We start from the raw sequence: 24,579 nt of genomic DNA on the forward strand, positions 1-24,579 counted from the left end.
GCACAAAAAACCCGCAACGCAAAAGGGCCCCCGTGCGGGAGCCCTTTCGATCCTGTCCGACGGGGCGGATCACTTCATCGTCGGCATGACGAATTCGGCACCGTCCTTGATGCCCGACGGCCAGCGGCTGGTGACCGTCTTGGTGCGGGTCCAGAACTTGATCGAATCGGTGCCGTGCTGGTTGAGGTCGCCGAAGGACGAGGACTTCCAGCCGCCGAAGGAGTGGTAGGCGAGCGGAACCGGGATCGGAACGTTGACGCCGACCATGCCGATGTTGATGCGGCTGGCGAAGTCGCGGGCCGCGTCGCCGTCGCGGGTGTAGATCGCGACGCCGTTGCCGTATTCGTGCTTCATCGGCAGGTCGAGGGCTTCCTCGTAGTTCTTGGCGCGAACGACGGAGAGGACGGGGCCGAAGATCTCGGTCTTGTAGATCTCCATATCGGGCGTGACGTTGTCGAACAGGCAGCCGCCGACGAAATAGCCGTCCTCGTAACCCTGCAGCTTGAAGCCGCGGCCGTCGACGACGAGCTTGGCGCCTTCCTCGACACCCTTGTCGATGAGTCCGAGGACGCGCGCCTGGGCTTCCTTGGTGACGACCGGGCCCATGTCGGCCTTCTCGTCGGTATAGGGGCCGATGCGCAGGCTCTCGATCATCGGCGTCAGCTTCTCGATGAGGCGGTTGGCGGTTTCCTCGCCGACCGGCACGGCGACGGAGATCGCCATGCAGCGCTCGCCGGCCGAGCCGTAGCCGGCGCCCATCAGGGCGTTGGCGGCCTGGTCGAGGTCGGCGTCGGGCATGATGATCATGTGGTTCTTCGCGCCGCCGAAGCACTGGGCGCGCTTGCCGTTGGCGGCGGCCGTGCCGTAGACGTAGCGGGCGATCGGCGTGGAGCCGACGAAGGAGACGGCGGCGATGTCGGGATGGGCCAGGATGCCGTCGACCGCACCCTTGTCGCCGTTGACGACGTTGAGGATGCCCGCCGGCAGGCCGGCCTCGATCATCAGTTCGGCAAGGCGGATCGGCAGCGACGGATCGCGCTCGGACGGCTTCAGGATGAAGGCGTTGCCGCAGGCGATGGCCGGGGCGAACATCCACATCGGGATCATGCCCGGGAAGTTGAACGGCGTGATGCCCGCGCCGATGCCGACCGGCTGGCGGATCGAGTACATGTCGATGTTCGGGCCGGCGCCTTCGGTGAACTCGCTCTTGGACAGGTGCGGAATGCCGATGACGAATTCGCAGACTTCGAGGCCGCGCACGACGTCGCCCTTCGAATCATCGAGGGTCTTGCCGTGCTCGCGCGAGATCAGCAGGGCCAGTTCATCCATGTTCCGGTTCAAAAGCTCGACGAACCGCATGAAAACGCGGGCGCGGCGCTGCGGGTTGGTGGCGGCCCACTTCGGCTGCGCGGCCTTGGCGCTGTCGACGGCGGCCTGCAGATCCGCGTCGCTGGCGAGCGCGACCGTCGCCTGGACCTCGCCGGTCGCCGGGTTGTAGACATTGGCCGTGCGGCCGCTCGTGCCGGCGACCTTCTCGCCGTTGATGAAATGTCCGATCTCGTACATGGGGAGTCCTCCGTTGGTGTGAAGGGATCATCGCACTTCAATTTGCACAACTCAATCACCTTGGATAAGGAACCGTTGTGCAGAAATTAAAGTCGGAGGCGGAAATGAACTGGGACGATGCCCGCATGTTCCTGGCGGTGGCCCGCACGGGTCAGATCCTTGCCGCCTCCCGCCGCCTCGGGGTGAACCATGCCACGCTCAGCCGCCGGGTCAGCGCGCTGGAGGAGGCCTTGAAGACGCGGCTCCTCATCCGCCGCACCAATGGCTGCGAGCTCACCGCCGAGGGTGAGGCCTTCCTGCGGGCGGCCGAGCGGATGGAGACGGAGATGCTGGCGGTGCAGGCGAGCATCGGCCGCATCGACACGGCCGTCGCCGGAACGGTGCGCGTCGGGGCGCCCGACGGCTTCGGCGTCTCGTTCCTCGCACCCCGCCTCGGCCGGCTGACCGCGCGCCATCCCGAATTGAAGATCCAGCTCGTGCCGGTGCCGCGCTCCTTCTCGCTCTCCCAGCGCGAGGCCGACATCGCCATCACGCTGGAGCGGCCCGAACAGGGGCGCCTCGTCTCCTCCAAGCTGACGGATTATACGCTCGGCCTCTATGCTTCGCGCAGCTACCTTGCGGAGAACGGCACGCCGCAAGGCGTCGAGGACCTGAAGGCCCACCGGCGGGTCGGCTATGTGGAAGACCTGATCTTCACCGCCTCGCTCAATTTCACCGGCGAGATCATGCGAAGCTGGGACGCCGGCTTCGAGATTTCCAGCGCCACCGGCCAGACGGAGGCCGTGCGCTCGGGCGCCGGCATCGGCATCCTGCACGACTACATCGCCCGGCAATATGACGAGCTCGTCCGCCTGCTGCCCGCCACCGCCATCCGCCGCGCCTACTGGACGACCTGGCACGAGAGCGCCCGGGATCTCACGCGCGTGCGCACCGTCGCCGAGTTCGTGCAGGAACTCGTGCAGCAGGAGCACCACATCTTTCTGTGAGCGCGCCGGGCTTGCGGAAGGGGACAGGTGGCCGGACGATCGAAGGGAAAGACGACTTCCCCTCTCCCGATAAGTCCTATCGGAGACAACTTATCAGGAGAGGGGAATGGTACGGTTGAGTGGGGTCGAACCACCGACCTCAGGTGCCACAAACCTAAAGCCTGACGTTAATGCAAGACTCCGATGAAAATCGGGGTCTTTTATTTTTCTGATAAATCGTTGACATATCGATGTTTTTCCTGACAAGTAGCCTTAATTCAAGACGCCAGCACCAACCCGTCACACCTAATAAAAGACTCCAAATGTTGACGGCAAATGTTCCAGACGTGTTCCAGAAAACGAATTGAAGACTCCAATGACCACAATATCCGAGAAGGCGGACCTTCGACCTTCGCACCTCGCCGACTTCCTGAAGGCAGCGCGTCCCGGGCATAGAGGCAGCCACTACCTCACCGATCTGAAATGCACTGGCCTATCCCTCCGCCTTAAAGGCGAGAAGGTCGCCTTCTTCCTTCGGTACAAGGGCATCAGCAAAACCCTCGGCTGGGCGCACGAGGGAGAGGGCTGGTTTATCCCTTCGATCAAGGCCGCGCGCGAGCTCGCCGAGAAGGTCAAGCGTCAAATCGACTTCGGCGGCGAACCGTACGCCGAGGAGTTTTTACGGCAGCACCATCATGCGGCCGAAAACAACCTTGACCTCTCGCACGACGATATCGTGCGGGAAATGCGGCCCAAGATCGGGACATGGACCTTACAGCAGTGCATCGACAAAGCGATCGAGGACAAGACAGCGGAGACGGCAACGAAGCCGTGGAGAGACACAACTGTCTCCACTTTGAAATCGACATTCGCCAAACCAGAATTCGCCGATCTACTCGACATGCCGGCCGCAAACATCAAGCGCGCAGACATCGAGAGCATTCGCGACGTCATGCTGAAGAAACATGCGTCGCCCTCCCCTGCTGGGAAAGCCGTGTCGAACGTCAGCACCATTCTTACCCATTGCCAATCCGTTCATGGCGGCCAGTCTGGTTTGGACCGCGTGGAACCTTGGTGGCGGCTTCTGACAGTCGGGCGAACGGTAAAGCCGCGCACCAGAAGCCCTGGATTGGAAGGCCTCGCGAAGACCCTCATTCTTGCGGACATCTACACCGCCAAGCGCCTGCCGGGACGTATGGAAGCAAAGCATGACCACAAGTACGGCATCCGAGACGGCGTGGCGGCCGCCTTTCACTGGGTATGCCTCACGGCGCAAAGACAGGGCGCGGCGCTCGCCATCCAAAAAACCGACTATATTCCCGACCCCGAAAACGAAGGCTGGTATCTGGCCGCGTGGGGCGAAGGCATTATGAAAGCAGGTATCGCCCACGTCCTCCCGATCCCGCCCCGACTGGTCCAGCATATGGCCGAGAAGCTCGAACTGGTGAACAGGACGGAAAGCCAGTGGCTACTACCCTCGGAACGAGGGCAGGACGACATTCATGTTCATCGATCGTCCACACTCGCCGTTGTCCAGCGCCTCGGCGCGCGCGACACCCTCACGAAGAAGCGCGCGACGGCGGTCAATCTCTTGGCCGTCAACGGTATCAAGTGGTGGACTCCACATGACCTTCGCCGAACCATAACCAAAGTTCTTGACGATGCCGGAATTCCGGGCGGCGCATCCGTGGTCCTCGCGCACGAGGTGAGGCGCACCGACAAACTGGATGCCGAGAACGATGACTCGCGAGAACAACGGATCGCCCGGATCACTCGTCTCGCCTACGGCGGCGCGCAGCACCTCCATCTGAAACGCAAGGCTATGGCGATCTGGACGGATGCCGTATTGGACGAGTACGCCACGCTGAAATCAGCATGGCAGCCCGTGGAAAAATAATCGGCATCGCCCGAGCGCTTGCGCGACGGCGATGAAACCAGGTCGCCCCTGCGAAGGGGCGTGAACCCCTCCCCCGGGGGAGGGGTGCAGCCGACCGAAGGGCGGGGTGGGGGACCATCATGTACTTGTACATGATGACAACAAAGAATCGTTTCGGATGCGGAATAGTTCATCGGCGAGTTGACGCACGCGTAATCCCGCCCGACCATGAAAAAAACCGCCATCAACGGGTTGGCCCCCTCCGGCGGTTTTATCACGGAATGTTCAATAATGATGAACGACATTTTTGACATTGTAAAGCAGCCGTTGACGGCTGAGTGAGCGCCGGGCTGGGACATACCCCAGCCAAGCCGACGTCACCTCCAACCCTCAGATTCAAATTTGTTGACAAGCTCTTCGCTAAGAAGGGTATTTCCATCGATCCGTACGGCGAGGCGGAGGCGCGCGTGCGCGCTGCCGTCCCGCAACCCTCCCAGCTTGTTCAGGACATGATCGCGGCCTCGGTGGCGCGGGCCCGCGCCCGTATCGCCGAAGGCGATGAGCAAGCCGAAGGCGCGCAGATAAGGCCCAGAAAGGGCCGTCTCGGGAGTGGAGGAGCTACGGTTCCACGCAGTGGGATCGGAGTTCCTCCACTCCCCCGTCAAGCTGAAAACTCTAACGCACTCACAGGCTCATCCTCCGTCAGTCGCTGGGCTCTATTGCATAAGATTCAGAAGATCAGTCGCCCCGCCGATCCAGACGCTCGCGGCCCCGCCGTCTGCGGTTGCGGCATGCCCGGCCACGACGCAACCGCAGTCAACATCCATCTCCGCACGTCAGAGACGACGGGCGAGATACGCGCGGGGGTGAGTGGCATCTACCGATGCGGCTCACCATGGCTTTGCCCAACCTGCGCTGTCGCCAAGGCCCACGACCGCGCCGAGCGCGTCCAGTCCGCGGCAAACGCAACGTTCCAGCGTGGCGGGCGCGCCGCGCTCGTCGTACTGACAGCTTCTCACTCGCGCGACATGTCGCTCGCCGAGATCAAAAGCCTCGTCGCCACCTCTTCCAGCGCCGCCAGGAAGGGCCGCGCATGGATGAATGCCGTCGAAGAATATGGCATCCTTGGGGTTGTCGTCGGTCAGGAAGTCACGTTCAGCACGGTCAACGGGTGGCACTATCACCAGCACTTATCAGTGATGGTAGACGGCCCAAATGATGATGCCTACGACCGCGCCGAAGCGGCGGGAGCTTGGATTGCCGCCGCCTATGCGGCGCAGGTCCGCGCTAGAGGCGGGACCATCTCTGACAGGTACGGCTGGCACGTTCGCGTTGCCCGCGATGCGGCGGATGCTAGCGATTACACGGCCAAGGGCTCCATGGCGTGGGAAATCTCCGGCGGACACAAGGACCAGACGAAAGCGGCCACATCGCTGTCCCCCTGGGACATCGCCAGCGCCGCCGCAGACGGCGACAAGGCAATGTATGCTCGCTGGCGGGAATACATGGAGACGATGCCCGGAACACGCTCTTGTATTGTCAGCGCATCGCTCGCGAAGAAGCTCGGTATCACCGCAGGCGGCGATGCCGAGGAAGCAGGCGAGCAGGTCTTGCATGATGCCGACGAGGTCGTGGGCCGCGTCGAGGCGCAAACTTGGCGCAAGTGGATGCGGCATGGTCTGGCTGCCACGTTCCTATCTCGCATTGAGTTCGGCGGCGAAGAGGGCTTTGCCGCTGCTGTTCTCGACACTGACCGAGAGGTCGAACCGCTGGAAGCCGAATATCAACGGCTTCGCGCCGAGCGCGCCCTTGCCATTATGAAGCAGGACATTGCAAGGGATTGGAAGCGGAAGACGGATCATATCGCGAGTGATGCAGAGGTAAGAGCTTACGCCATGATACGGGCGGGCTTCTGTCTGGTGTGATCGCGGCACATTGACAAACGGAACCCCTTCGCGGGGGTGGTCGGTCCCGCGTCCCGCCGCGCCGGCGGCGCTATGCTGACGCTCCTGCGGCAACCCTATATCCGCTCTCGGTGTGCGCGAATTCCCGCGCCGCCCCTTCGGGCCGCTATGCTCGCCGCTCCGATACGCTCATTTCTCTCAGGTCCCGGCTTTTCGCGCCGGAACGCGGGATTCCACGATTTTCGACGGCATCCGCTCAAAAACGAGGGGCTAGGAGCCTCGTAGGACGCTAATATATACCTCGGCTAGGGTTTGATACCCAGGGAAATCCATTCCCCATCCTCACCGTTAAGCCTGCCAACATGCTCGCTCTGTCAATGTCCTGCGGACATCCGCCGCGTTGCTTCGGCCCTCCGGGTGACTGCCGTTGCGCGTGTCGGCCGTCGTGAAGGCATCGGGACGGGGAACATCAAGGCCGCGCTACGCGCGGGTTCGCCCTCGCCTCCGGCAGGATCGAACAGGGAACATAGCAATCATTAAAATTGACGACACCCAATTAAACCTACCCGCGTAATGATTCAACCGGAACGCGTATACTTCTAGTAACCGGTCGACCAGCATGCTATAAAGGAACCATAGAAAACAACGAGAAATCAAGGGCTTCCAATGGTCATCAAGAGAACAACCATCAAGGGTTTGGCCTTCGATCTTCTCATTGAGGAGGTTAACGAGCGCACCTCGGCGGGCGGGCTGATTTGCTACATGGCATCGGTTTACCGAGTCGAAAAAGGGACTGGTGCAAAGCAATTGATCCGCCGTTCTCGGCTTCCTGGAGCCGCCGACGAGATGCGCCGCCAATACGAGCGTGACGGGCTTCAAGCTCTCCGCCGCCTTGCCGCCTAAAATCCGGAACGAAAGGACTACGCACATGCTCTTCCTCCGCATCATGACTTTGCCGATTGCCATGGCAGCCTTTGCAACGCTCTACGTCGTCGCCATCAAGGCCCCTACCGCGGTGGAAGTCGGCAGCCTTCTAATCTGGCCGACCCTCGCGCTTCTGCTCATCGGCGAAGGCATCCGGAAGGCCGTCTGTAGATAAAGACTCGAAACCTTCAGTTTCTCTTTTAAGTTGTATTTGAAGACTCCGATGCAGATCGGGGTCTTTTATTTTTGGGCATCTGGCCAGCAATTGAAGACTCGAAGTCTTTCATTAAATTCTTTATATTTTTCAGTAATTTAAGACTTAAACTTTTTGACGGATCGGTCGATATGTGACACTCTTCTGTTGCTCGAAAGCGGCGACAACATCAACCAAAAGGAGAGTGCAAATGACAACGCGGATACGATGGATAGATAAGTGGTCGGCAGCGGCAACCGATGAATGGGAGGCGGCGGAGATTGAAATTCTTGTCGGCGCGGAACGGAGGTTCTATTGCCCGTTCATCTCACGCGTAGACGATCCAGAGGGCCCGCGCTGGCTTTATTCTATAGACGTTCCGTCCGGCGGTGGTGGTGGTGGTGCCCGTTCCGTAGCGAACGGCCTTACCAATACGCGGACGAAAGCAAAAAGAGCGGCGGAGCAAGCAATTCGGCGGCTGGCGACAGGCCCGAAGATCGCGACGTAGGAATATTCAATATCGACCAAATTTATACTTGACGTCGCCAAGAATTGACCTGACCATTAATACAGCAACACGGAAATACGAGTTGCTGTAGCCAGAGGAAAATCAAACACATGAAAGTAAAAACAGAGAATACCGCGCAGGGGCGCGGAGGGAGAAGCTTTGCCCGAAAAATGACGGTCGAGATGCCAGCAGAAACGCTTACGGCGCTCAAAGTCTATGCCGCAAGACGACAAACAACCGTGCGTGAAATCGTGATTGAAGCGGTTGGAAATCACCTGAAATGCGAAGGAGAACAGGCATGAATGAATCGACAAAAAACACCCTCCAGGATTTGCTCTATAAGCTGCCTTCGGAAGGCCAGATTGAGGAAATCCGGGATGAAATTGCCGATGTGATCAAAGATGGCGCCGCGCTATCTGATGACGAGTTTGAATCGCTGGAGCGGCTAGTAGACGCGCTAGAAAACGCTGCCTCGTCGATGGCGCGGGCGATGATTGCTTTTGACGAGGTGTTGGCATGAAGCACGAGGCTAAAGATAAGCTAATCGAATTCGCGATGCGGGCGCGGCACACTTTTCTGATCGCGGGCGACCTACGTGAAGAGCTTGACAGTTTTTATCTCGACAAAATCGACGATGGCGACGAGATGGATCAGCTCTTTAGAGTTGCACTTGAAAAGGCTTCGGTCGCGCGTGTCACTCTCGGCGAGTTGCATAATAAGATTCGCGAGATCGTTGAAAATGTGAGGGAGCAGGCATGACGTTTCGGCGACAGGCGATGGAAACGGGAAGGGCGGCATTTCTGCCGCCCTCTCTCCTCCTACAAGGCGGTCTCTCATTGTTCCCCTCTGTTCATGAGATCGAGAATGCCGCGCACGAGCTTCCGCGTCTGGCGGTCATAGACCGTCACGGAGATTTCCGAGAGCTCACCACCAGGTGCCATCCGGCCCCAAAATTGGCGGCGCACTGGATCAAAGGTCAGCCAGTCAGGCTTGCCTTTGGCGATGACGTAATAGTCTCCGGAGCCCTCCGACACTTCGACATCGACCAGGAATAACCCGCCCGCGATACGCAAGGGCACGTCGTCGTCAGCGGAAATAATTTCCTTATTGTATGCGAATTTCACCCGCGGCGTGCCTGTGGACGGGATCGTCTCAGTGCCGGCGAATGCCGGCACTGTCGCCGTGGAGAAGAAAAGAGCGGTCAGAAGAAATTTCATTTTTAGCCTCATGAAATGGTCAAATCTAAGTATTCGTGGAGCAAGGTTTCCACGTCGGCGCCTGTTTTTGTGGCGCACATGACCGTCAATTGCAGACGGCCCGAAGCGACCGCCTGGATGGCGACATTGTATTTTCCGGCCACGCCCGCAATCGACACAGAAACCCAATTGCTGGGGGCGCGGTTCGCGGTGTCGTTCAATACCCGACACCCATTGAAGCCGAAGGCGGCGGGAACCGGTACGGACAGAAAATCACCTATCGCTAGAGCGACCGAGCGCGTTTCGTAGCTCGGGATCGACCCGTAATCCGCACTTCGGAAGTCCACGCCGTCGCCCGTCTCTGGCGGCGGAGCGAAGGCAGTAGCCGGAAGGATTTGGCCAGCTTTCTGGCCCTCAGACGGCCGCCAGACATAGACGGGATCGGCCAGCGCGTAACCGCCCCCCACGATCGATGCCGCCAGTGCCAACGCGGCCATTGCTAAAAGGCTTCTCATTCGCGCGCTTTCCAGATGTTCGGCAACGCGTCGAGTGCAATGCTAAGGAGCCCGGGCAACGTGCAAAACACGGTCAACGTGACGACCGTGGCAGAGAGATGCGCCAGCCCCGCGATGCCGCAAACCGTCGCTAGCCCGAGCCCGCCAGCCGTCCAGAGTGCCAGTTTCTTCATTTCGTTTTTCCTCCCGCGGCGGACAGCGCCCTTAGACCAGTCTTCGGCAATCCTCCGCGTCCGGCAAGCGCAAGCATTCCGCCGAAAGCGCCTGAGGTCAGGCTAGCCTCGCCGCCCGATCCTGGTTGCCCTGTCCATGCAAGCACGCGATCCGGAAGGCTCCAGATTTGCCCGAACCCTTTCATGCAGGCGAACCAGACGAGGTACATGTGCATGCCCGTCATAACGAGAATGCCGACGAGGCCGACGACGTGCCCGCCCGTCTGCCCCAAAAACGCGGTCGCGAAGAGTTGATCGAGCGTTCCCAAAGTTGCGTCAAAAACCGGATACGCCGCGCAAAGTGCGAACACCGCCAACGCTGGGCGGAGCGCGATGTTGACGATCAAGAGCAGGCCCATGCGGACGCTTTCGCCCGCGAAGTCGCCGCCGTTGTCCATCCTTAGCCACTTCAGCGCCCACAACGGCAGCGCGATCATGGCTTCTATGAGAGCTGAAAGAACCGCCATGCCCGCCATGAACATGAAAATGAACGGCATCAGCGGAATCACATAAGCGCGAAGGCTGCCAATGACCATCAGCGCACCCACAACGTATTTTGACCAATCCAAGAGCCAATCCACACCGGCCGCCCCGAAGAATCGCGTGATAGCGTTGCCCGCAAGCGCCGCCGCGCCCGCTCCTGCCGCAATGACACCCCAACCCGCGGCAATCATGGCGTGACCCGAAGATATCAATCCCGCCATAGCGCTCCCCTCGGAGCCCGATGAGCCCGACCACTCGGCCATGTCACGAGCAACACCGCCGAGCAACTTAGTCAGAAAGTCCGCAGTTTCATCGCCCGCGGCTGCGAAGTCATTTGCTGTCAGATTCTCGCGCTCTGCCTCGCCCGACACCTGGAGCGCGAGCGCGGAAAACGCCCTATCCAAGGCTCCCCCGAAATCCCCATCGATTCGCGGCAGCGTGTCGTCTAGACGCTCGTTCGTGAGGCTCGTCGTGAGTTCGGATATTTGCGCCAGACCTCGCCAATACATGCCCGCGGTGAGGAATCCGTCCTGTTTTGCCGCTTCAACAAGTTTCGACCGCGAAGAAGTGTCCATCGCTGTGACTTCGGCTTTCGCCGCGGCGACAATCGCGGCATCGAACCTAGCGCCAGCGGCGCGAATGTCCTGCACCAGCCTCGGCGATAGGATGCCCGACGAAACCGCATTCTTGGCACCGTCAGCGGAAGAGAGCCCAGACGTTTCAGCGGCAAGCTTTGCATACCGCTCGGCTTCCGATCGGACAGCGGAAATAATTTCCGCCACCGCCGCCCGTCGAGCGTTCACGAAATCGGCCCGCCCTTCAGGAATCGAGTAAGAAAAGCGGCCGCAGGTCGCGCCATAGTTCCAGACCGTTACACCTGCCACGTCGAGACCCGGGGTGGCAGGAACCGAGGCCGTCCACCCCCACGACGATCCCGCCTGATTGTACACGGCAGCACAAACCTCATGCCGCAATATCGCCATGGCGACCATCGAACCGTTCGCCGAAACCGGAACGATCGGAACGGCATCCTTGGCAACGACACCGACGAAAGTATTCCACGTCGCATCTGCGACGTTAATGCCACCCCGCGCCACGACATCTCGCAAGAGATAATGCACTGGGGAAAAACCCGTCGAGGGCATCGGACACAACAGACCGAGGCCGAGGACGATACGCAACGGCGACCATATCTGATGCCATCTGTCGCCCAGCACTTTGCCCGTGTATGCACTCGAAACAATTCCGGCTACGACGCTATACGCAAGGCCCAGCCCGCCTAAAAAGAACAGGACCGATGTGCCGACCTGAAACGTGCGACCCCACGGCGATGCCCCGTCCCCGGGCAGGACGGCCGAAACCCATTGCCACGCCAGATTTGTCGAGGACGGTTCAGCAAGAATGTCGATCATTTCTTGCCTCCCTTGCCACCTGGGCCACCCATGCCTCCGGGACCGCCGTCGCCATCAGCGCCGCTAGGACCATCGGGCGTTTCTTCCTTCGTGTCGGCGGGCTCGGTATCCTCAGCAAGGTCGAGGGCCTTCTTTTCGGCCACCGTCAACGTGACCGGCACGGCGGGAAGAGCCAGCCGCGACGATGGCTGGGGCTTTGCCTTCGTCCCCGCCGAGCCCGTCTTGTCACCGCTTCCCTTGCCGTCGTCCCCTCCCGGATTGTCGGCGGGGACCGGCGAGGCGTCTGGAGCGGGCGCGTCCTTTTCGGCTTGTCGATCGAGTAGGTACTGTCCGAGGGCCGCCAACTCGGGGAGAGTGTGCCAGATCGCCGCGAGCCAAGGCCGCCGACACGGCGGCATATCCATCTTCGCGAGCACTTCCGCATGCAGGCGAATGCGTTCCTCTAGCGTCCGCCAGGTCGCAGAGTCTGCCGACGTGGCGAGCCTTTCTAAGTAAGCGAGCAACGCAGGAGATTCGCGCTCAAGAAACGTCTGCCGATGATGCGTCGGCCGCCCGCGCACAGTGAGACACCAACGAACGGCCTCAACCGCGGCGCCGTGCGCTGGATCGAGGTGAGGCATTCCCATGTCGCGGAGAGTAGCGAATGCGTTCTTCCGGAAAATTCTTTGTCCCGTTGTCATAGCGTCATCCCTCCTGGTGTTGGTGTGGGTTCGTTCAAAGCGGCCGCCAGTGCCGAAGAAAGGCGCCGAATTTCTTGCTGGGCCGCGGCGAGGCGCGCGGCGGACTGGCGTGCTGTGTAGCGGGCATTGGCGGCTGTTTTCTCGACCTCGCGACGTGAAGCTCGTTCCCTCTCCACTTCGGACTTCGCCTTCGCCGCCGCGGCTCTCGCGGTGGCGAGATCGTGGGCGAAGTCACGGCGGATTTCGGCACGGATGCGAGACTCTTGAATACCGTCTACGACAGCGCGCACGGCCCCGCCGAAACCTGTAAGGCGGTCAGCAGAGGCTTTGACCTGCGCGGCATCCACCTTGATCGCCTGAGCCTCCGCCCTCGTACGGTCGATGTACGCTTGCCCTTGCCGCTTCACCGCTTCCGCCCGGTCAACGGCGACCCTGAGCGCCTTCGCCTGGGCTTGCTCGGCCTTCCATTCCTCGCGTGTGAGCCGACGGCGGGCAGGGCCGAGCCGTGTGAGGCCACAGGGCATGGCAACCGCCTCGTGATACGAGTCTTGCCAGTCCCTCATAGCGGCTTTGTATGCGGCATCGGCTCTTTTATTGAGCGCCTTGCCGTCTTCGTCGGGACGGGCACCGGCCGCCTTTATCGCCCGCTTCGCAACAGCGCCGGGATGATATGCCCCCGCACGCATTTCGGGATCATGGGTCGGCAGCACATAAGCATGGATATGCCATTGCTGTTCGTCAGTGTGGCGAATGACGGATTTGAGCGCAGGGCCGTACTGCCGCTTGAGCCAGGCAACCGTGCGCCGCTCCCAGTCCCGGACTTCCGCCGCCTTCCTCGGATCGGCGCAGACCTCTTCAACGGTGTATGGATGCGAGGCTACGACCGTGTGCAGCGTTTTTTGCGTGGAGGCGATCTTTCGCAATTTGCCGCGCGCGCCAGGTGTCATCGCCGCAGCGGCCGCCGTGTCGTGCATCTGACGGACTTCATCCACGCCGACGCCGTAAATTACGGTCGGCGGTCTCGGCTCGGCGACGTGGACAGACGCGATAGGCTTTCGGGAGGCCTCATCGAAAATGAAATCCGTGGAGCGGCCCTTGTCGTCGGCTTTGCGGCTCCAGGATTCGAGATGAACGAACTGATAAGCCATGGCAGGCACTCGAAGGAATGACCCAAGCGTGCCCCCAAAACCTGCCGGCTAAAAGGGAAAAAATGACTGTAGTGACCGACTACCACTATTCCCTTCGGTCATAGTGTCGGCTCTCCGAGGGTCTGGCGGGGCCGCGCTCCGTAAGACAATTTCTGCGCTCAATTCGAACCACACAATTAACTGTCGGTTAACCATACCATTCGACACTCCGCGGCTATGTCGGGGAGCGCATCGTGATTCCATTAGAGAAAATCTACAGTTCGGACGAAACGGTATACACGCAAAGCTCTGTTCGGAAGCGACTTGAGGCCTTCTTCGTCGCGAATGTTGGTCTCGTCGTCACGCGGGAGCAAATCATTCGGGTTGCTCGTGATCCCGTGACTGGCAAAGAACCTGAGAATTGGCATCAGCGTCTGTCCGAACTTCGTACCGACGCTGGATACACCATTCTGTCCAATCGAGACTGGAGCGCTCTGACACCGCAAGAATACTGCCTTGCAAGCATCGAGCAAAGGGCAACCGCGGCCAAACGCGTGAGGCCAAGCAAGGCGACATGGAATACCGTCCTTGAGCGAGCCGGCCACGCCTGTGAATGGAAGGAAGACGGACTCCCGTGCAAACGTGAAGAAGGCGCGATCGATCCGATCGGCGGCGGAACCGTTAAGCTCACCCCCGATCACGTCACCCCACATTCAGTCGATCCGAATTCCGATCCCAATAATCCTGAGCAATGGCAGGCTCTATGCGGACGTCATCAGGTGATGAAGAAGAATTTCTGGGATGGAGCGACAGGAAAGGTCAATGTGATCGCCATCCTTCAGGCCGCCGGATTAGAGCAAAAGCGGGAAGCTTTCTCGTTTCTCACCCAGTTCTTTGGCAAGAAGCCTTAACTCATTGCCCTCGACAGGCAACGGAAGGTCAAGAAAGTCGCTTTTGCCCAGAAGTCTTGCGCTGACACCCTTCGAGGATGCCTTTAGCACTGCTTCCCCCTCAGGAGAACGCAAGGCCGTAAAGACTGCCTGTTGAAATGCCTCTGGAATACGAACGCGATATACGCAGTCGGTAATGGCAGCCCGCCCAGCTTCGACAATCGCAACCTTTTTGTGAAAGTTTCGGTCGATCCGCGCGACAAGTATGTCCCCCGGCTCCGCGACAACGACCTTTTTCGCAATTTCCTCAGGGATTTCTCCCTCAAGGTTTAGGATGGGCCTGTCATATCCATTGGTGTGAAAGGTTGAATAGTCAGCAGCTCTTAGCTCGACCGAATTCAGCGATCCCCTTCGAATGTCGGCTCCCAGCATCCTCAGCGTGAGAGCATCGTTGGGGGAGGACCGATGGGTGACGTGATAGTCAAAATCCATTCTGGATTCAGCCGCGGCGGCAGAGACAATAATTGCCTCCGAAAGACCTGTCTTCTTATGGTATTGGAGAAGCTTCACTTCCTTTGATGGTCCGGCACCCTTTTTCAGGATCATGATGAAGCAATAAGCGTCGGTATCTTGAAAGGCGTTGTTCGGTAGTTGAATAACTGTCTCTACGGAATGCTGTAGTAGCAGAGCGCGACGCAGACGCTGGCTGCGCCTAGCGGTCATCATACCATCAGGGACAATGACCGCCAATGTGCCACCATCTCGCAGCGCGAGTATGTTTTGCGCGAGGAAAACTTCCTCAGCATTAACCTCTTGGTTCGGAACCGCTTGTCCAAGATTGGCAGCATCCAAAAAATCAGTAAACTCACGCCTCCAGCCAGGACGGAAAAAAGGAGGATTACAAACCGCCAGATCAAATTCACCGTGCCCCCCCACCGATTCCAGTTTCGTCGATAACACGTCGCTAAGGAAATGCTCATGACGCTCTACGCCCAGCGCGTTCAGTCTTTCCTTCAGGCTAGGAGCGGACGACGGGTCGATATCGACCGCCACAAAAGATGCGTCAGGCCACCGCTCCGCCACCGCGACGGAGAGCGAGCCTTCGCCAGCACCTAAATCAATCACTGATCGGGGCTGCGTTATATCAAGATGATCGCACAACAATTGCCCTACTGCTGACCGCGTGTAGAATTTGTTCAGGTCATCGCTCCGCTTCTCGGCGAACCTTGTGAGCTTGGCGCGTTGCTTCATTGGGGTGTCCGTATTCAGAATCCTCGATACTTGGGCACTTTGACAGAAATTGAAGGATTCGTCCGGGCTTGGCGGCTGAAAAATCTGTGGACGTACCGCGCGAGTTCAATGCCGCACTCAATGACCATTTGGCCAAGCTAGGCTGCATGGCCCCGGCCTGATGTCACGCAAATCCTTCCTACTCTCACGCTCGTGGTGGAATTTGCTTGCATGACGACCAAACGCCTCACGTCGTGAGCCTAGAACGGTTATTGCGTTTCGTTCTAAAGGGCATTTGCAAGATTTTAGACTAGCCCACGGGCACCACGAAATCACCGGCAGACTGATCGGCGAAACAAGGAAGATGTTCCAGATGTGTTCCACAAGCGCTATCGATTTGCAGCGGAGTGGCATCGTTTGCCGAGAGGAACTTCCCCTCTCCCGGTAAGTCCTCGTGACTATTGGACTTTCTGGGAGAGGGGAATGGTACGGTTGGTGGGAATCGAACCTACGACCTCAGGTGCCACAAACCTGCGCTCTAACCAACTGAGCTACAACCGCACAAGGGCGCGTCGACCGCGCTTGGTGCGTCACATACGGGCAGCCGCACCATTTTTCAAGCCTTTTTTTAAAGGCTTTGCACAAACGAAAACGGCCGGACGATCGCCCGGCCATTCTATCACATCGCGGAAAACCGCGCCATCGCCCGGATCAGACGGCCTTGAAGGACTTCATGGCCTTCTCGGCGGCAGACTTGCCGGGGGCCGAAACCTTCTCGGCAACCTTCTTGGAGGTTTCCTGCAGGGTCTTGGCCTGCTCGACGGCGACTTCGGCCTGCTTGCGCAGGAAGGCAGTCTGCAGTTCGAAGAGTTCGGAAACGGACTTCACGCCGAGCAGGGCTTCCATGTGCGAAAGCGAGTTCTCGGCATTGGTGCGCAGCGCCTCGATGGCCTTGAGGCCGAGTTCTACGGAGCCGGCCTGGGCGCTTTCGAATGTCGCCTCGACGGTCTTGCTGGCGTCCTCGGCCGCTTCCTTCATCTTGGCATAGGCTTCCTTGGTCTGCGCGGCGCCCTTTTCGGCGAATTCGCGGAAGCTCTCGGAAAACTTGCTCGGGTCGATGGATGCGATGGAGAATACGTCGTCGATCTTCTTGGTAGCCATGTCTGCGCTCCTTGGTTTGGCCCTCTCCAGAGGCGCCGTGTTCTTGGATGGCCTCTATATAGTCGATCCTATTTCGCATTGCAACAAAATTGTGCGGTGCACAATAAATCATGAGGCCGTTAACCCTTCCGCCCGAAAGCCCGGGCCTTTGCGGGCCGGGCGCTGGACCCTCCGCCTGTGCGCCGCTATTAATAAAGCGTTAATCGAAAGCCGGGACGCCGGATTGAGACACAGGCCCGAACATGTCCGCAAAGCAGTATCCCTTTATCGACGTCGCCGTCCATGAACGGGTGCGCCTGCCTTTCGCAAGAGGCGAGGCGGTCGTGCTGTTTTCCAGGGACATGGCCCGCGTGCTCTGGTCGAACGGCCGGGGCGCCGCCCTCTTCGGCCATGACAATATCTACGATTTCCTCGATGCCGGGGCGGACCGCGCCGACGTCGCCTTTCGCCAGCTGGCTTCGACCGCCCGCCAGGTGCAGGCGCCGGGCGATCGCCGCACCTTTCTCATGCGCATCGGCAGCGGCTTTCGCAGCGTGCCGGTGACGGCCGCCGTCGAGGGCGTGACGATCCGCCCCGGCGACGACGCGATCCTGTTCAGCGCGCCCGTCGGCGACGGCCGGCAGAGCCCGCAAGAGGCGGCCGCCGCGATGCTGACCGGCTTCGACGACCCGGACACGCACATGGCCGTGCTCGACGGCACCGGCGCAATCGTCGCCGCGTCGGGCGGGTTCGACGGCCTCTCCATCAGCCCGGAGACGCGCCGCGCCCTCGTCGAGGCCGCCGGACGCAGCACCGAGCGCCTCGTCAAGCGGCCGATCGCCACCGGCCGCGGCCACCTTCCCGCCGCCATCGGACGCATCGCCGCCGATCCGCCGCTCCACCTGCTCTTCGCCGTCGAAACGATCCTCGGCCATCTCGATCCGGACGAGGACAGCGCGGAGCCCGTCGCCGGGACGCCGGCCGAAGCGGCCGTGGACACCGAGCTCCCGCCGCCCGCCCTGGAGGCGCCGGTGGAGGAAGAGCAGGTCGTCGAGGCGGTGGAGCCGGCCTGCGAACCCGAAGCCATCCTCATCGAGGACGCCGGCGACGCACAGGCCTCCGATGACGGTCTGGCGCAGGCCGAGACGCCAGCCGAAAGCGCGCCGGACGACGACGCCGGGCAGGAGGCGCAGGCGGACGGGTCGGCCGTGAATCATGGCGAGGCGGACAGGGCAATAACCGGCTTCAGCTTCAACCCGCAGGGCCGGCCGATCCGGTTCGTCTGGAAGATCGACGCAGAGGGCCGGTTCAGCGAGATTTCGGACGAGTTCGCCGCCGCCCTCGGCCCGCGCGCCGCCGCGATCGCCGGCGAGCGCTTTGCCGACGTCGCCGCGCGGTTCGACCTCGACCCCGAGGGCAAGATCGGCGACCTGCTGCGCCGCCGCGACACCTGGTCCGGCAAGACGATCCTGTGGCCGGCCGAGGGCACCGCCCTTGTCGTGCCGGTCGACCTTGCCGCCCTGCCGACCTATTCGCGCAACCGGGAATTCGACGGTTTCCGCGGCTTCGGCATCGTGCGCATCGCCGATGCGGCCCAGGATCCGCACGCCCGCGGCCTGGCGCTCGGCATGAGCGCGGACGATCAGGACGCCGAGGTGGAGGAGGTCTTCGCCGAAGAAACCGGCACGCTGCTGGAGAGCGCGGCGGAGGCGCTGGACGTGACGGCGGAGCCGGTCGCGGACGCGGTAGACGAGGAAGTCCGCGCAACGCAGGAAACCGCCGAAACGGAAGATGCGGCGGAAGCAGCCTCTGCTGATCGTGAGGATACGCAAGCGACACCCGTCGAGGACGAACAGGATGCCTTCCGCGGCGAACGCCCGGCGCTGCGCCTTGTCGAGACCCCGGCCCGCCGCCAGTCCGACAAGATCGTGCAGCTTGAGACCCGGCGCAATCGCAGCGGCCTCTTCGACGGCCTTTCCACCGGCGAGCAGGCCGCTTTCCGCGAGATCGCCCGCCAGCTCGGCGAGACCTTCGGCAAGCGCAAGCCGGAGGACCGCCCGGACGAGACAATCCCCGACGCCCGGCCGGAAAGCCCGGCGGACGAAACGGCCGCCGTCCTGCCCACAGCCGGCGAAGCCGATGCGGAAGTGCCCGGCCTCGAAGTCGGCCCGCATGCCGACGATCTCCTCAGCGAGACGCAGGCCGAGGCGCGCACGGCCATCGCCCCGCCCCGCCGGCAGATGGACTACGGCCTCACCGCCACCGTCGTCGACGTGCTGCCCGTCGCTCTGCTGGTGCATGTCGGCGACCGGCTCATCCATGCCAATCCGGAATTCTTCCGCCTGACCGGCTATGCGGGCCTTGAGGACCTCGAAGCCTCGGGCGGGCTCGATATCCTCCTGGCCGGCCCCGACGAGGCCGCGGTGGACGGCGACGGCACGATGCTGCTGCGCCATGCCGACGGCGAAAGCACCAGCCCGGTGCACGCCCGCCTCCAGTCCATCCGCTGGGAAGACGGCACGGCGCTGATGCTGGCGCTGACGCCGCTGCACGCCCGGCCCGCCCTTTCGCTCGTCGAGACCGGACCTGCACCGACGGCGGAAGCCGAGGAGCGCAATGCCGACCAGGCGACAGCGGCGCTGCGCGTCGAGGTCAGCGAATTGCGCTCCATCCTCGAAACGGCGACCGACGGCGTCGTGGTCGTCGGGCAGGAGGGCGACATCCGCTCGATGAACCGCTCGGCCAGCGCCCTCTTCAACTATGACGAGGACGAGACGCGCGGGCGGCCCTTCGCCATGCTCTTCGCCCATGAAAGCCAGAAGGCGGTGCTCGATTATCTCGCCGGGCTTGCCGGCCACGGGGTGGCGAGCGTGCTCAACGATGGGCGCGAGGTCATCGGCCGCGAGGCGGCCGGCGGCTTCATCCCGCTCTTCATGACCATGGGCCGCCTCTCCTCCTCGGCCGGCTATTGCGCCGTCATCCGCGACATCACCCAGTGGAAGCGCACGGAAGAGGAACTGCGCAACGCCAAGCGCGCCGCCGAGACGGCGAATGCCCACAAGAGCGATTTCCTCGCCCGCGTCAGCCACGAGATCCGCACCCCGCTCAATGCCATCATCGGCTTTTCCGACATGATGGCGACGGAGCGCTTCGGGCCGATCGGCCATCCGCGCTATATCGAATATGCCAACGACATCGGCCGCTCCGGCCGCCATGTGCTCGATATCGTCAACGACCTGCTCGACATTTCCAAGATCGAGGCGGGCGAGATGGAGCTGGACTTCACCGCCGTCGGCCTCAACGAGACGATCGCCGAGGCGGTCTCGCTGGTGCAGCCGCAGGCGAACGCCCAGCGCGTCATCATCCGCACCTCGCTTTCGGCCACCGTGCCGCAGATCGTCGCCGACCTGCGCTCGATCAAGCAGATCGCGCTCAACATCCTGTCGAACGCCATCCGCTTCACCCCCTCGGGCGGGCAGATCGTCGTGTCGACGGCCTATGAGGCGAACGGCAGCGTCGTGCTGCGCATCCGCGACACCGGCGTCGGCATGACGCGCAGCGAACTGGAGCAGGCGATGAAGCCCTTCCGGCAGGTGACGACGGGCGCGCGCAAACGCGGCGACGGCACCGGCCTCGGCCTGCCGCTGACCAAGGCGATGGTCGATGCCAACCGGGCGAACTTCACCATCAGTTCCACGCCGAACGAGGGCACGTTGGTCGAAGTGATCTTTCCCTCGCCGCGCGTGTTGGCAGATTGAGCCGATTGGATTAGAGCGGGGGAACGCAGGCGCGCCGGAAGGCTGCCCGCCGAAGACCCGTCATCCCGAGGTGAACGCCTTGCAGGCATCTTCCGAAACCATGGCAGGACAACCCCTCGGCCGCAGGACGGGCGTCTGGCGTCATCCGATCCTGTCGGCCTCGGCCGTACTGGCAGCCGCCATCGTTCTGATGCCGGCAATCGCCATCGTCGTCATCGCCGCGACCGGCGGCACCGACAACTGGCCGCACCTCCTCAACAACGTGATCCCGCGCGCCACGCTGCGCACGCTGATCCTGCTTGCCGGCGTCAGCACGATCACGGCGATCGTCGGCGTCGTCACGGCCTGGCTGGTGGCGAGCTGCGAGTTTCCGGGGCGGCGCGTGTTCTCCGGCCTTCTGGTGCTGCCGCTCGCCATTCCCGCCTATCTCGGCGCCTATGCGTTCGCGGAGTTCTTCTCCTTCACCGGCCCGGTGCAGACGGCCTATCGCGCGCTCTTCGGCTTCCAGTCGAGCCGCGACTACTGGTTTCCCGAGGTCCGCACCACGGGCGGGGCGATGCTGGTCCTGTCCAGCGTGCTCTATCCCTATATCTACCTCTCCGCCCGCTCGATGTTCCTGATGCAGGGCCGGGCGGCGGCCGACGTCGCACGCACGCTCGGCGCGAGCCCGCTGAAAGTCTTCGCGAGGATCCAGATCCCCATGGCGCGGCCGGCGATCATGGTGGGGCTGACGCTCGTCGCCATGGAGACGCTGAACGATATCGGCGCGGTGGAATATCTCGGTGTGCAGACGCTCACCTTCTCGATCTTCGATACCTGGCTCAACCGCGGCAGCCTTGCCGGGGCAGCGCAGATCGCCTGCGTCATGCTGGTCTTCGTCATCTGCCTGATGATGGTGGAGCGCGCTGCGCGCCGCCGGCAGCGCTTTTCCAGCCAGAAGACGACGGCGGCCGTGCATGATTCCGTGCGGCTGAAGCTTGCCGGCTGGAAGAAATGGGCGGCCAGCCTTGCCTGCCTCCTGCCGCCGGTCATCGGCTTTGCCATTCCGGTCTTCGTGCTCGGCGGCTATGCGGCGCGCCGGCTGGAGCAGTTCGCCTCCACGCGCCTTCTCTCCGCGCTCTGGCACAGCGTCCTCGTCTCGGGCTCGACGGCGCTCGTCGCCGTGCTGCTCGCCTTCCTGCTGGCCTATGCCGCGCGCACCACGCGCTCGCGGCTGAATGCCGCCGCCGGGCGCTTCGCCTCCTTCGGCTACGGCGTGCCGGGTACGGTGCTGGCCATGGGCGTACTCATCCCGCTCGCCAATTTCGACAATGCGGTCGACGCGTTCCTGCGCGCACAGTTCGGCATATCGACCGGCCTCCTACTCTCCGGCACCGGCTTTGCCATCATCTATGCCTGCACGGTGCGTTTCCTCACCATGGCGGAAGGCACGATCGACGCGGGCTTCCACAAGCTCTCGCCCCACCTCGACATGGCGGCACGCACGCTGGGGCGCACCAGCAGCCAGACGCTGTGGAGCGTGCTGTTGCCGATGATGCGGCCGGCGACGCTGACGGCGGCGCTGCTCGTCTTCATCGAGACCATGAAGGAACTGTCGGCGACGATCATGCTGCGCCCGTTCAACTTCAACACGCTGGCTACGCTGGTCTACGAGGATGCCTCGCGGGCGAAGGTGGAGGATGCCGGCGTGCCGGCCGTCATAATCGTCGCGGTCGGGCTCATTCCCGTCTTCCTCGTCTCGCGATCGCTCGACCGGAAGGGCGGATAAAAAAGAGGGCGGCATATGCCGCCCCGATAGTTGAATGCTGTCCAACAAAAGCGTGGTGAACGGCTTCATGCCATCGGGGTCGGGTGCGACCGGAACGCCCGTCATCGGGCGCGCTCAAGTTGACACGACCTTGCGCCATTCCGGCTTAACAAATCCTTACCTGGCCGGTTCCGGCACAAACCTTTCGTTCACAACTTCGAAAACTTGGTTAATGCCGAGGCCGGAAATCGTTAACGCTGGCGGCGCTCACGATTTCAGCGCCGCAAGGTCGGCGAAGAGCTCCAGCGCTTCCGGATTGGCGAGCGCCTCCTTGTTCTTGACCGGCCGGCCGTGCACCACCTCGCGCACGGCAAGCTCGACGATCTTGCCCGACTTGGTGCGGGGGATGTCCGTGACCGCGATGATCTTCGCCGGCACATGGCGCGGCGAGGCGCCGGTGCGGATCTTCGTGCGGATCGTCTTTTCCAGCGCCTCGTCCAGCACCTTGCCGGGGGCGAGACGCACGAAGAGCACGACGCGCACGTCGTCGTCCCAGTCCTGGCCGATGCACAGCGCTTCGGCGACCTCTTCGAGCTGTTCGACCTGGTTGTAGATCTCCGCCGTGCCGATGCGCACGCCGCCGGGGTTCAGCGTCGCGTCCGATCGGCCGTGGATGACGATGCCGTCATGGCTGGTCCATTCGGCGAAATCGCCATGGCACCAGACATTGTCGAAGCGCTCGAAATAGGCGGCGCGATATTTCGCGCCGTCCGGATCATTCCAGAACATGACCGGCATGGAGGGGAAGGCCCTGGTGCAGACCAGCTCGCCCTTTTCCCCGCGCACCGGACGGCCGTCCTCGTCCCAGACATCCATGGCAAGGCCGAGGCCCGCCCCCTGGATCTCGCCGCGCCAGACGGGCCGCAGCGGAACGCCGAGCACGAAGCAGGAGACGATATCCGTGCCGCCGGAAATGGAGGCAAGCTGCACGTCGGGCTTGATGCCCTCGTAGACGAAGGAGAAGCCTTCCGGCGAGAGCGGCGAACCGGTGGAGGTGAGGAGCCGCAGGCTGGAAAGGTCGTGCGTCGTGCGCGGCGTGAAGCCGCCCTTGCGCACCGCGTCGATATATTTGGCGGAAGTGCCGAAGACGGCGAACTTCTCGTCCCGGGCATAGTCGAACAGCACGTTGCCGTCCGGATGGAAGGGCGAGCCGTCGAAGAGGCAGAGCGTGGCGCCGACCGCAAGGCCGGAGACCAGCCAGTTCCACATCATCCAGCCGCAGGTGGTGAAGTAGAACAGCCGCTCGCCTTCGACGAGGCCGCAATGCAGGCGGTGTTCCTTGATGTGCTGCAGCAGCGTGCCGCCGGCCGAATGCACGATGCATTTCGGCACGCCCGTCGTGCCCGACGAGAACAGGATGTAGAGCGGATGGCGGAACGGCAGTTGCGCGAAGGCGAGCGGCTTTGCCTCATAGGGCGCCATCAGCGCATCGAGCGTGCGGCCGTCCGGCAGGGCGCTCGCAAGCGCCTCGGCTTCGCCGGCATAATGCACCACCACGACGGGGGCACCCAGCTTTTCGGCCACGGCCTTCACCTTGGCGGAAACGTCCTGCAGCTTGCCGGCATACCAGTAGGCGTCGCAGGCGATGAACAGTTTCGGCTCGATCTGGCCGAAACGGTCGAGCACGCCCTGCTCGCCGAAATCGGGCGAACAGGAGGACCAGATGGCGCCGAGCGAGGCGGCGGCGAGCATCAGGGCGATGGTCTCCGGCATGTTCGGCATCATGGCGGCGACGCGGTCGCCCTCGCGTATGCCCAGTGCCGCAAAGGCCTGCTGGAGCTTCGAGACCCGGCCGCGAAGATCGTCCCACGACCAGCGATAGGAGACCTTGTCCTCGCCGCGGAAGACGATGGCATCGCCCTCGCCGGTCTTCTTCAGGAGGTTCTCCGCGAAATTCAGCCGGCCCTTGGGGAAGAAGCGGGCCTCCAGCATGCGCTCGCCGTTCTCCAGCGCCACGCCGCCCTTTTCGCCGATCACCGTGCCGTCTTCCCAGATCGCGGTCCAGAACGCCGCTCGGTCCTCCACCGACCAGGCGTGCAGATCGTCGTAGGATTTCAGGTCGCGTCCGGCGATGCGGCTGCCGACCTTCATGAACAGGGCCATCGGGCTCGTTGCCAGGATGTCCGCCGAAGGTTTCCACAAGGGCATTTCTGACGTCATGCTTTCCTCCACTCCATGGCTTTCGTATAGCAT

General features: G+C 62.1%; 22 protein-coding genes and 1 tRNA gene. 12 read left to right on the plus strand and 11 right to left on the minus strand.

Going from position 1 to position 24,579, the window contains the following annotated elements; genetic code table 11:
• Positions 1-69: 69 nt before the first annotated feature.
• Positions 70-1,566, minus strand: coding sequence for a CoA-acylating methylmalonate-semialdehyde dehydrogenase (locus AB3G45_RS22385; RefSeq protein WP_367832638.1), 1,497 nt, complete (start codon positions 1,564-1,566; stop codon positions 70-72).
• A gap of 104 nt (positions 1,567-1,670) precedes the next feature.
• Between AB3G45_RS22385 and AB3G45_RS22390 the strand changes: the two genes are divergently transcribed.
• From AB3G45_RS22390 to AB3G45_RS22430, 9 genes are all read left to right on the plus strand, one after another.
• Positions 1,671-2,552 carry a LysR family transcriptional regulator gene (locus tag AB3G45_RS22390; RefSeq protein ID WP_367832639.1) on the plus strand — a complete coding sequence of 294 codons (882 nt, stop codon included), beginning with the start codon at positions 1,671-1,673 and terminating at the stop codon, positions 2,550-2,552.
• Positions 2,553-2,907: 355 nt separating this feature from the next.
• Positions 2,908-4,428, plus strand: coding sequence for a hypothetical protein (locus tag AB3G45_RS22395; protein ID WP_367832640.1), 1,521 nt, complete (start codon positions 2,908-2,910; stop codon positions 4,426-4,428).
• Between the two features lie 770 nt (positions 4,429-5,198).
• Entirely contained in the window at positions 5,199-6,332 is a 1,134-nt protein-coding gene (locus tag AB3G45_RS22400) for a hypothetical protein (RefSeq protein ID WP_367832641.1), read from the plus strand.
• A 645-nt stretch (positions 6,333-6,977) separates the two neighbouring features.
• Complete coding sequence (locus AB3G45_RS22405; protein ID WP_367832642.1) at positions 6,978-7,214, plus strand: hypothetical protein; 237 nt, start codon at positions 6,978-6,980, stop codon at positions 7,212-7,214.
• A gap of 25 nt (positions 7,215-7,239) precedes the next feature.
• Positions 7,240-7,410 carry a hypothetical protein gene (locus AB3G45_RS22410; protein WP_367832643.1) on the plus strand — a complete coding sequence of 57 codons (171 nt, stop codon included), beginning with the start codon at positions 7,240-7,242 and terminating at the stop codon, positions 7,408-7,410.
• A gap of 229 nt (positions 7,411-7,639) precedes the next feature.
• Positions 7,640-7,936: a hypothetical protein gene (locus AB3G45_RS22415; protein WP_367832644.1), complete on the plus strand. Its 297-nt coding sequence runs from the start codon at positions 7,640-7,642 to the stop codon at positions 7,934-7,936.
• 110 nt (positions 7,937-8,046) lie between these two features.
• Positions 8,047-8,238, plus strand: a complete 192-nt coding sequence (locus AB3G45_RS22420) for a hypothetical protein (protein WP_367832645.1) — start codon at positions 8,047-8,049, stop codon at positions 8,236-8,238.
• On the plus strand, positions 8,235-8,456 hold the full coding sequence (locus tag AB3G45_RS22425) for a hypothetical protein (RefSeq protein ID WP_367832646.1): 222 nt from the start codon (positions 8,235-8,237) through the stop codon (positions 8,454-8,456). Before AB3G45_RS22420 ends, AB3G45_RS22425 begins: the two co-directional genes overlap by 4 nt.
• Positions 8,453-8,695, plus strand: a complete 243-nt coding sequence (locus tag AB3G45_RS22430) for a hypothetical protein (RefSeq protein WP_367832647.1) — start codon at positions 8,453-8,455, stop codon at positions 8,693-8,695. The genes AB3G45_RS22425 and AB3G45_RS22430 overlap by 4 nt, the downstream gene beginning before the upstream one ends.
• Before the next feature lie 74 nt (positions 8,696-8,769).
• Here AB3G45_RS22430 and AB3G45_RS22435 read toward each other — a convergent pair whose 3' ends face one another.
• From AB3G45_RS22435 to AB3G45_RS22460, 6 genes are read right to left on the minus strand one after another with little or no spacing between them, the layout of a single operon-like run.
• Positions 8,770-9,153 (minus strand): hypothetical protein, encoded by a 384-nt coding sequence (locus tag AB3G45_RS22435; RefSeq protein WP_367832648.1) that lies wholly within the window; start codon positions 9,151-9,153, stop codon positions 8,770-8,772.
• An 8-nt stretch (positions 9,154-9,161) separates the two neighbouring features.
• Positions 9,162-9,647 carry a hypothetical protein gene (locus tag AB3G45_RS22440; protein WP_367832649.1) on the minus strand — a complete coding sequence of 162 codons (486 nt, stop codon included), beginning with the start codon at positions 9,645-9,647 and terminating at the stop codon, positions 9,162-9,164.
• On the minus strand, positions 9,644-9,820 hold the full coding sequence (locus tag AB3G45_RS22445; protein ID WP_367832650.1) for a hypothetical protein: 177 nt from the start codon (positions 9,818-9,820) through the stop codon (positions 9,644-9,646). The genes AB3G45_RS22440 and AB3G45_RS22445 overlap by 4 nt, the downstream gene beginning before the upstream one ends.
• On the minus strand, positions 9,817-11,754 hold the full coding sequence (locus AB3G45_RS22450; RefSeq protein ID WP_367832651.1) for a DotA/TraY family protein: 1,938 nt from the start codon (positions 11,752-11,754) through the stop codon (positions 9,817-9,819). Before AB3G45_RS22450 ends, AB3G45_RS22445 begins: the two co-directional genes overlap by 4 nt.
• Positions 11,751-12,434, minus strand: coding sequence for a hypothetical protein (locus AB3G45_RS22455; RefSeq protein ID WP_367832652.1), 684 nt, complete (start codon positions 12,432-12,434; stop codon positions 11,751-11,753). The genes AB3G45_RS22450 and AB3G45_RS22455 overlap by 4 nt, the downstream gene beginning before the upstream one ends.
• Entirely contained in the window at positions 12,431-13,582 is a 1,152-nt protein-coding gene (locus AB3G45_RS22460) for a hypothetical protein (protein WP_367832653.1), read from the minus strand. The genes AB3G45_RS22455 and AB3G45_RS22460 overlap by 4 nt, the downstream gene beginning before the upstream one ends.
• 233 nt (positions 13,583-13,815) lie before the next feature.
• Between AB3G45_RS22460 and AB3G45_RS22465 the strand changes: the two genes are divergently transcribed.
• On the plus strand, positions 13,816-14,472 hold the full coding sequence (locus tag AB3G45_RS22465; RefSeq protein ID WP_367832654.1) for an HNH endonuclease: 657 nt from the start codon (positions 13,816-13,818) through the stop codon (positions 14,470-14,472).
• On the opposite strand, the gene AB3G45_RS22470 is transcribed toward AB3G45_RS22465, so the two are convergent.
• The 3 genes from AB3G45_RS22470 to AB3G45_RS22480 form a co-directional block, all read right to left on the minus strand.
• Positions 14,413-15,702, minus strand: coding sequence for a class I SAM-dependent DNA methyltransferase (locus AB3G45_RS22470; RefSeq protein WP_367832655.1), 1,290 nt, complete (start codon positions 15,700-15,702; stop codon positions 14,413-14,415). The two genes, AB3G45_RS22465 and AB3G45_RS22470, sit on opposite strands and share 60 nt — an antisense overlap.
• Before the next feature lie 463 nt (positions 15,703-16,165).
• A tRNA-His gene (locus AB3G45_RS22475) sits at positions 16,166-16,242 on the minus strand.
• Positions 16,243-16,392: 150 nt separating this feature from the next.
• Complete coding sequence (locus tag AB3G45_RS22480; RefSeq protein WP_367832656.1) at positions 16,393-16,842, minus strand: phasin; 450 nt, start codon at positions 16,840-16,842, stop codon at positions 16,393-16,395.
• Positions 16,843-17,084: 242 nt separating this feature from the next.
• Between AB3G45_RS22480 and AB3G45_RS22485 the strand changes: the two genes are divergently transcribed.
• On the plus strand, positions 17,085-20,579 hold the full coding sequence (locus tag AB3G45_RS22485) for an ATP-binding protein (protein WP_367832657.1): 3,495 nt from the start codon (positions 17,085-17,087) through the stop codon (positions 20,577-20,579).
• Positions 20,580-20,679: 100 nt separating this feature from the next.
• Positions 20,680-22,347: an ABC transporter permease gene (locus AB3G45_RS22490; protein ID WP_367832658.1), complete on the plus strand. Its 1,668-nt coding sequence runs from the start codon at positions 20,680-20,682 to the stop codon at positions 22,345-22,347.
• Positions 22,348-22,593: 246 nt separating this feature from the next.
• Here the strand turns inward: AB3G45_RS22490 and AB3G45_RS22495 are convergent, their stop codons facing one another.
• On the minus strand, positions 22,594-24,546 hold the full coding sequence (locus AB3G45_RS22495; protein WP_367832659.1) for an acetoacetate--CoA ligase: 1,953 nt from the start codon (positions 24,544-24,546) through the stop codon (positions 22,594-22,596).
• Positions 24,547-24,579: the final 33 nt, after the last annotated feature.

This window comes from Shinella sp. S4-D37 (assembly GCF_040812195.1).
In the GTDB taxonomy this organism is placed as follows: domain Bacteria; phylum Pseudomonadota; class Alphaproteobacteria; order Rhizobiales; family Rhizobiaceae; genus Shinella.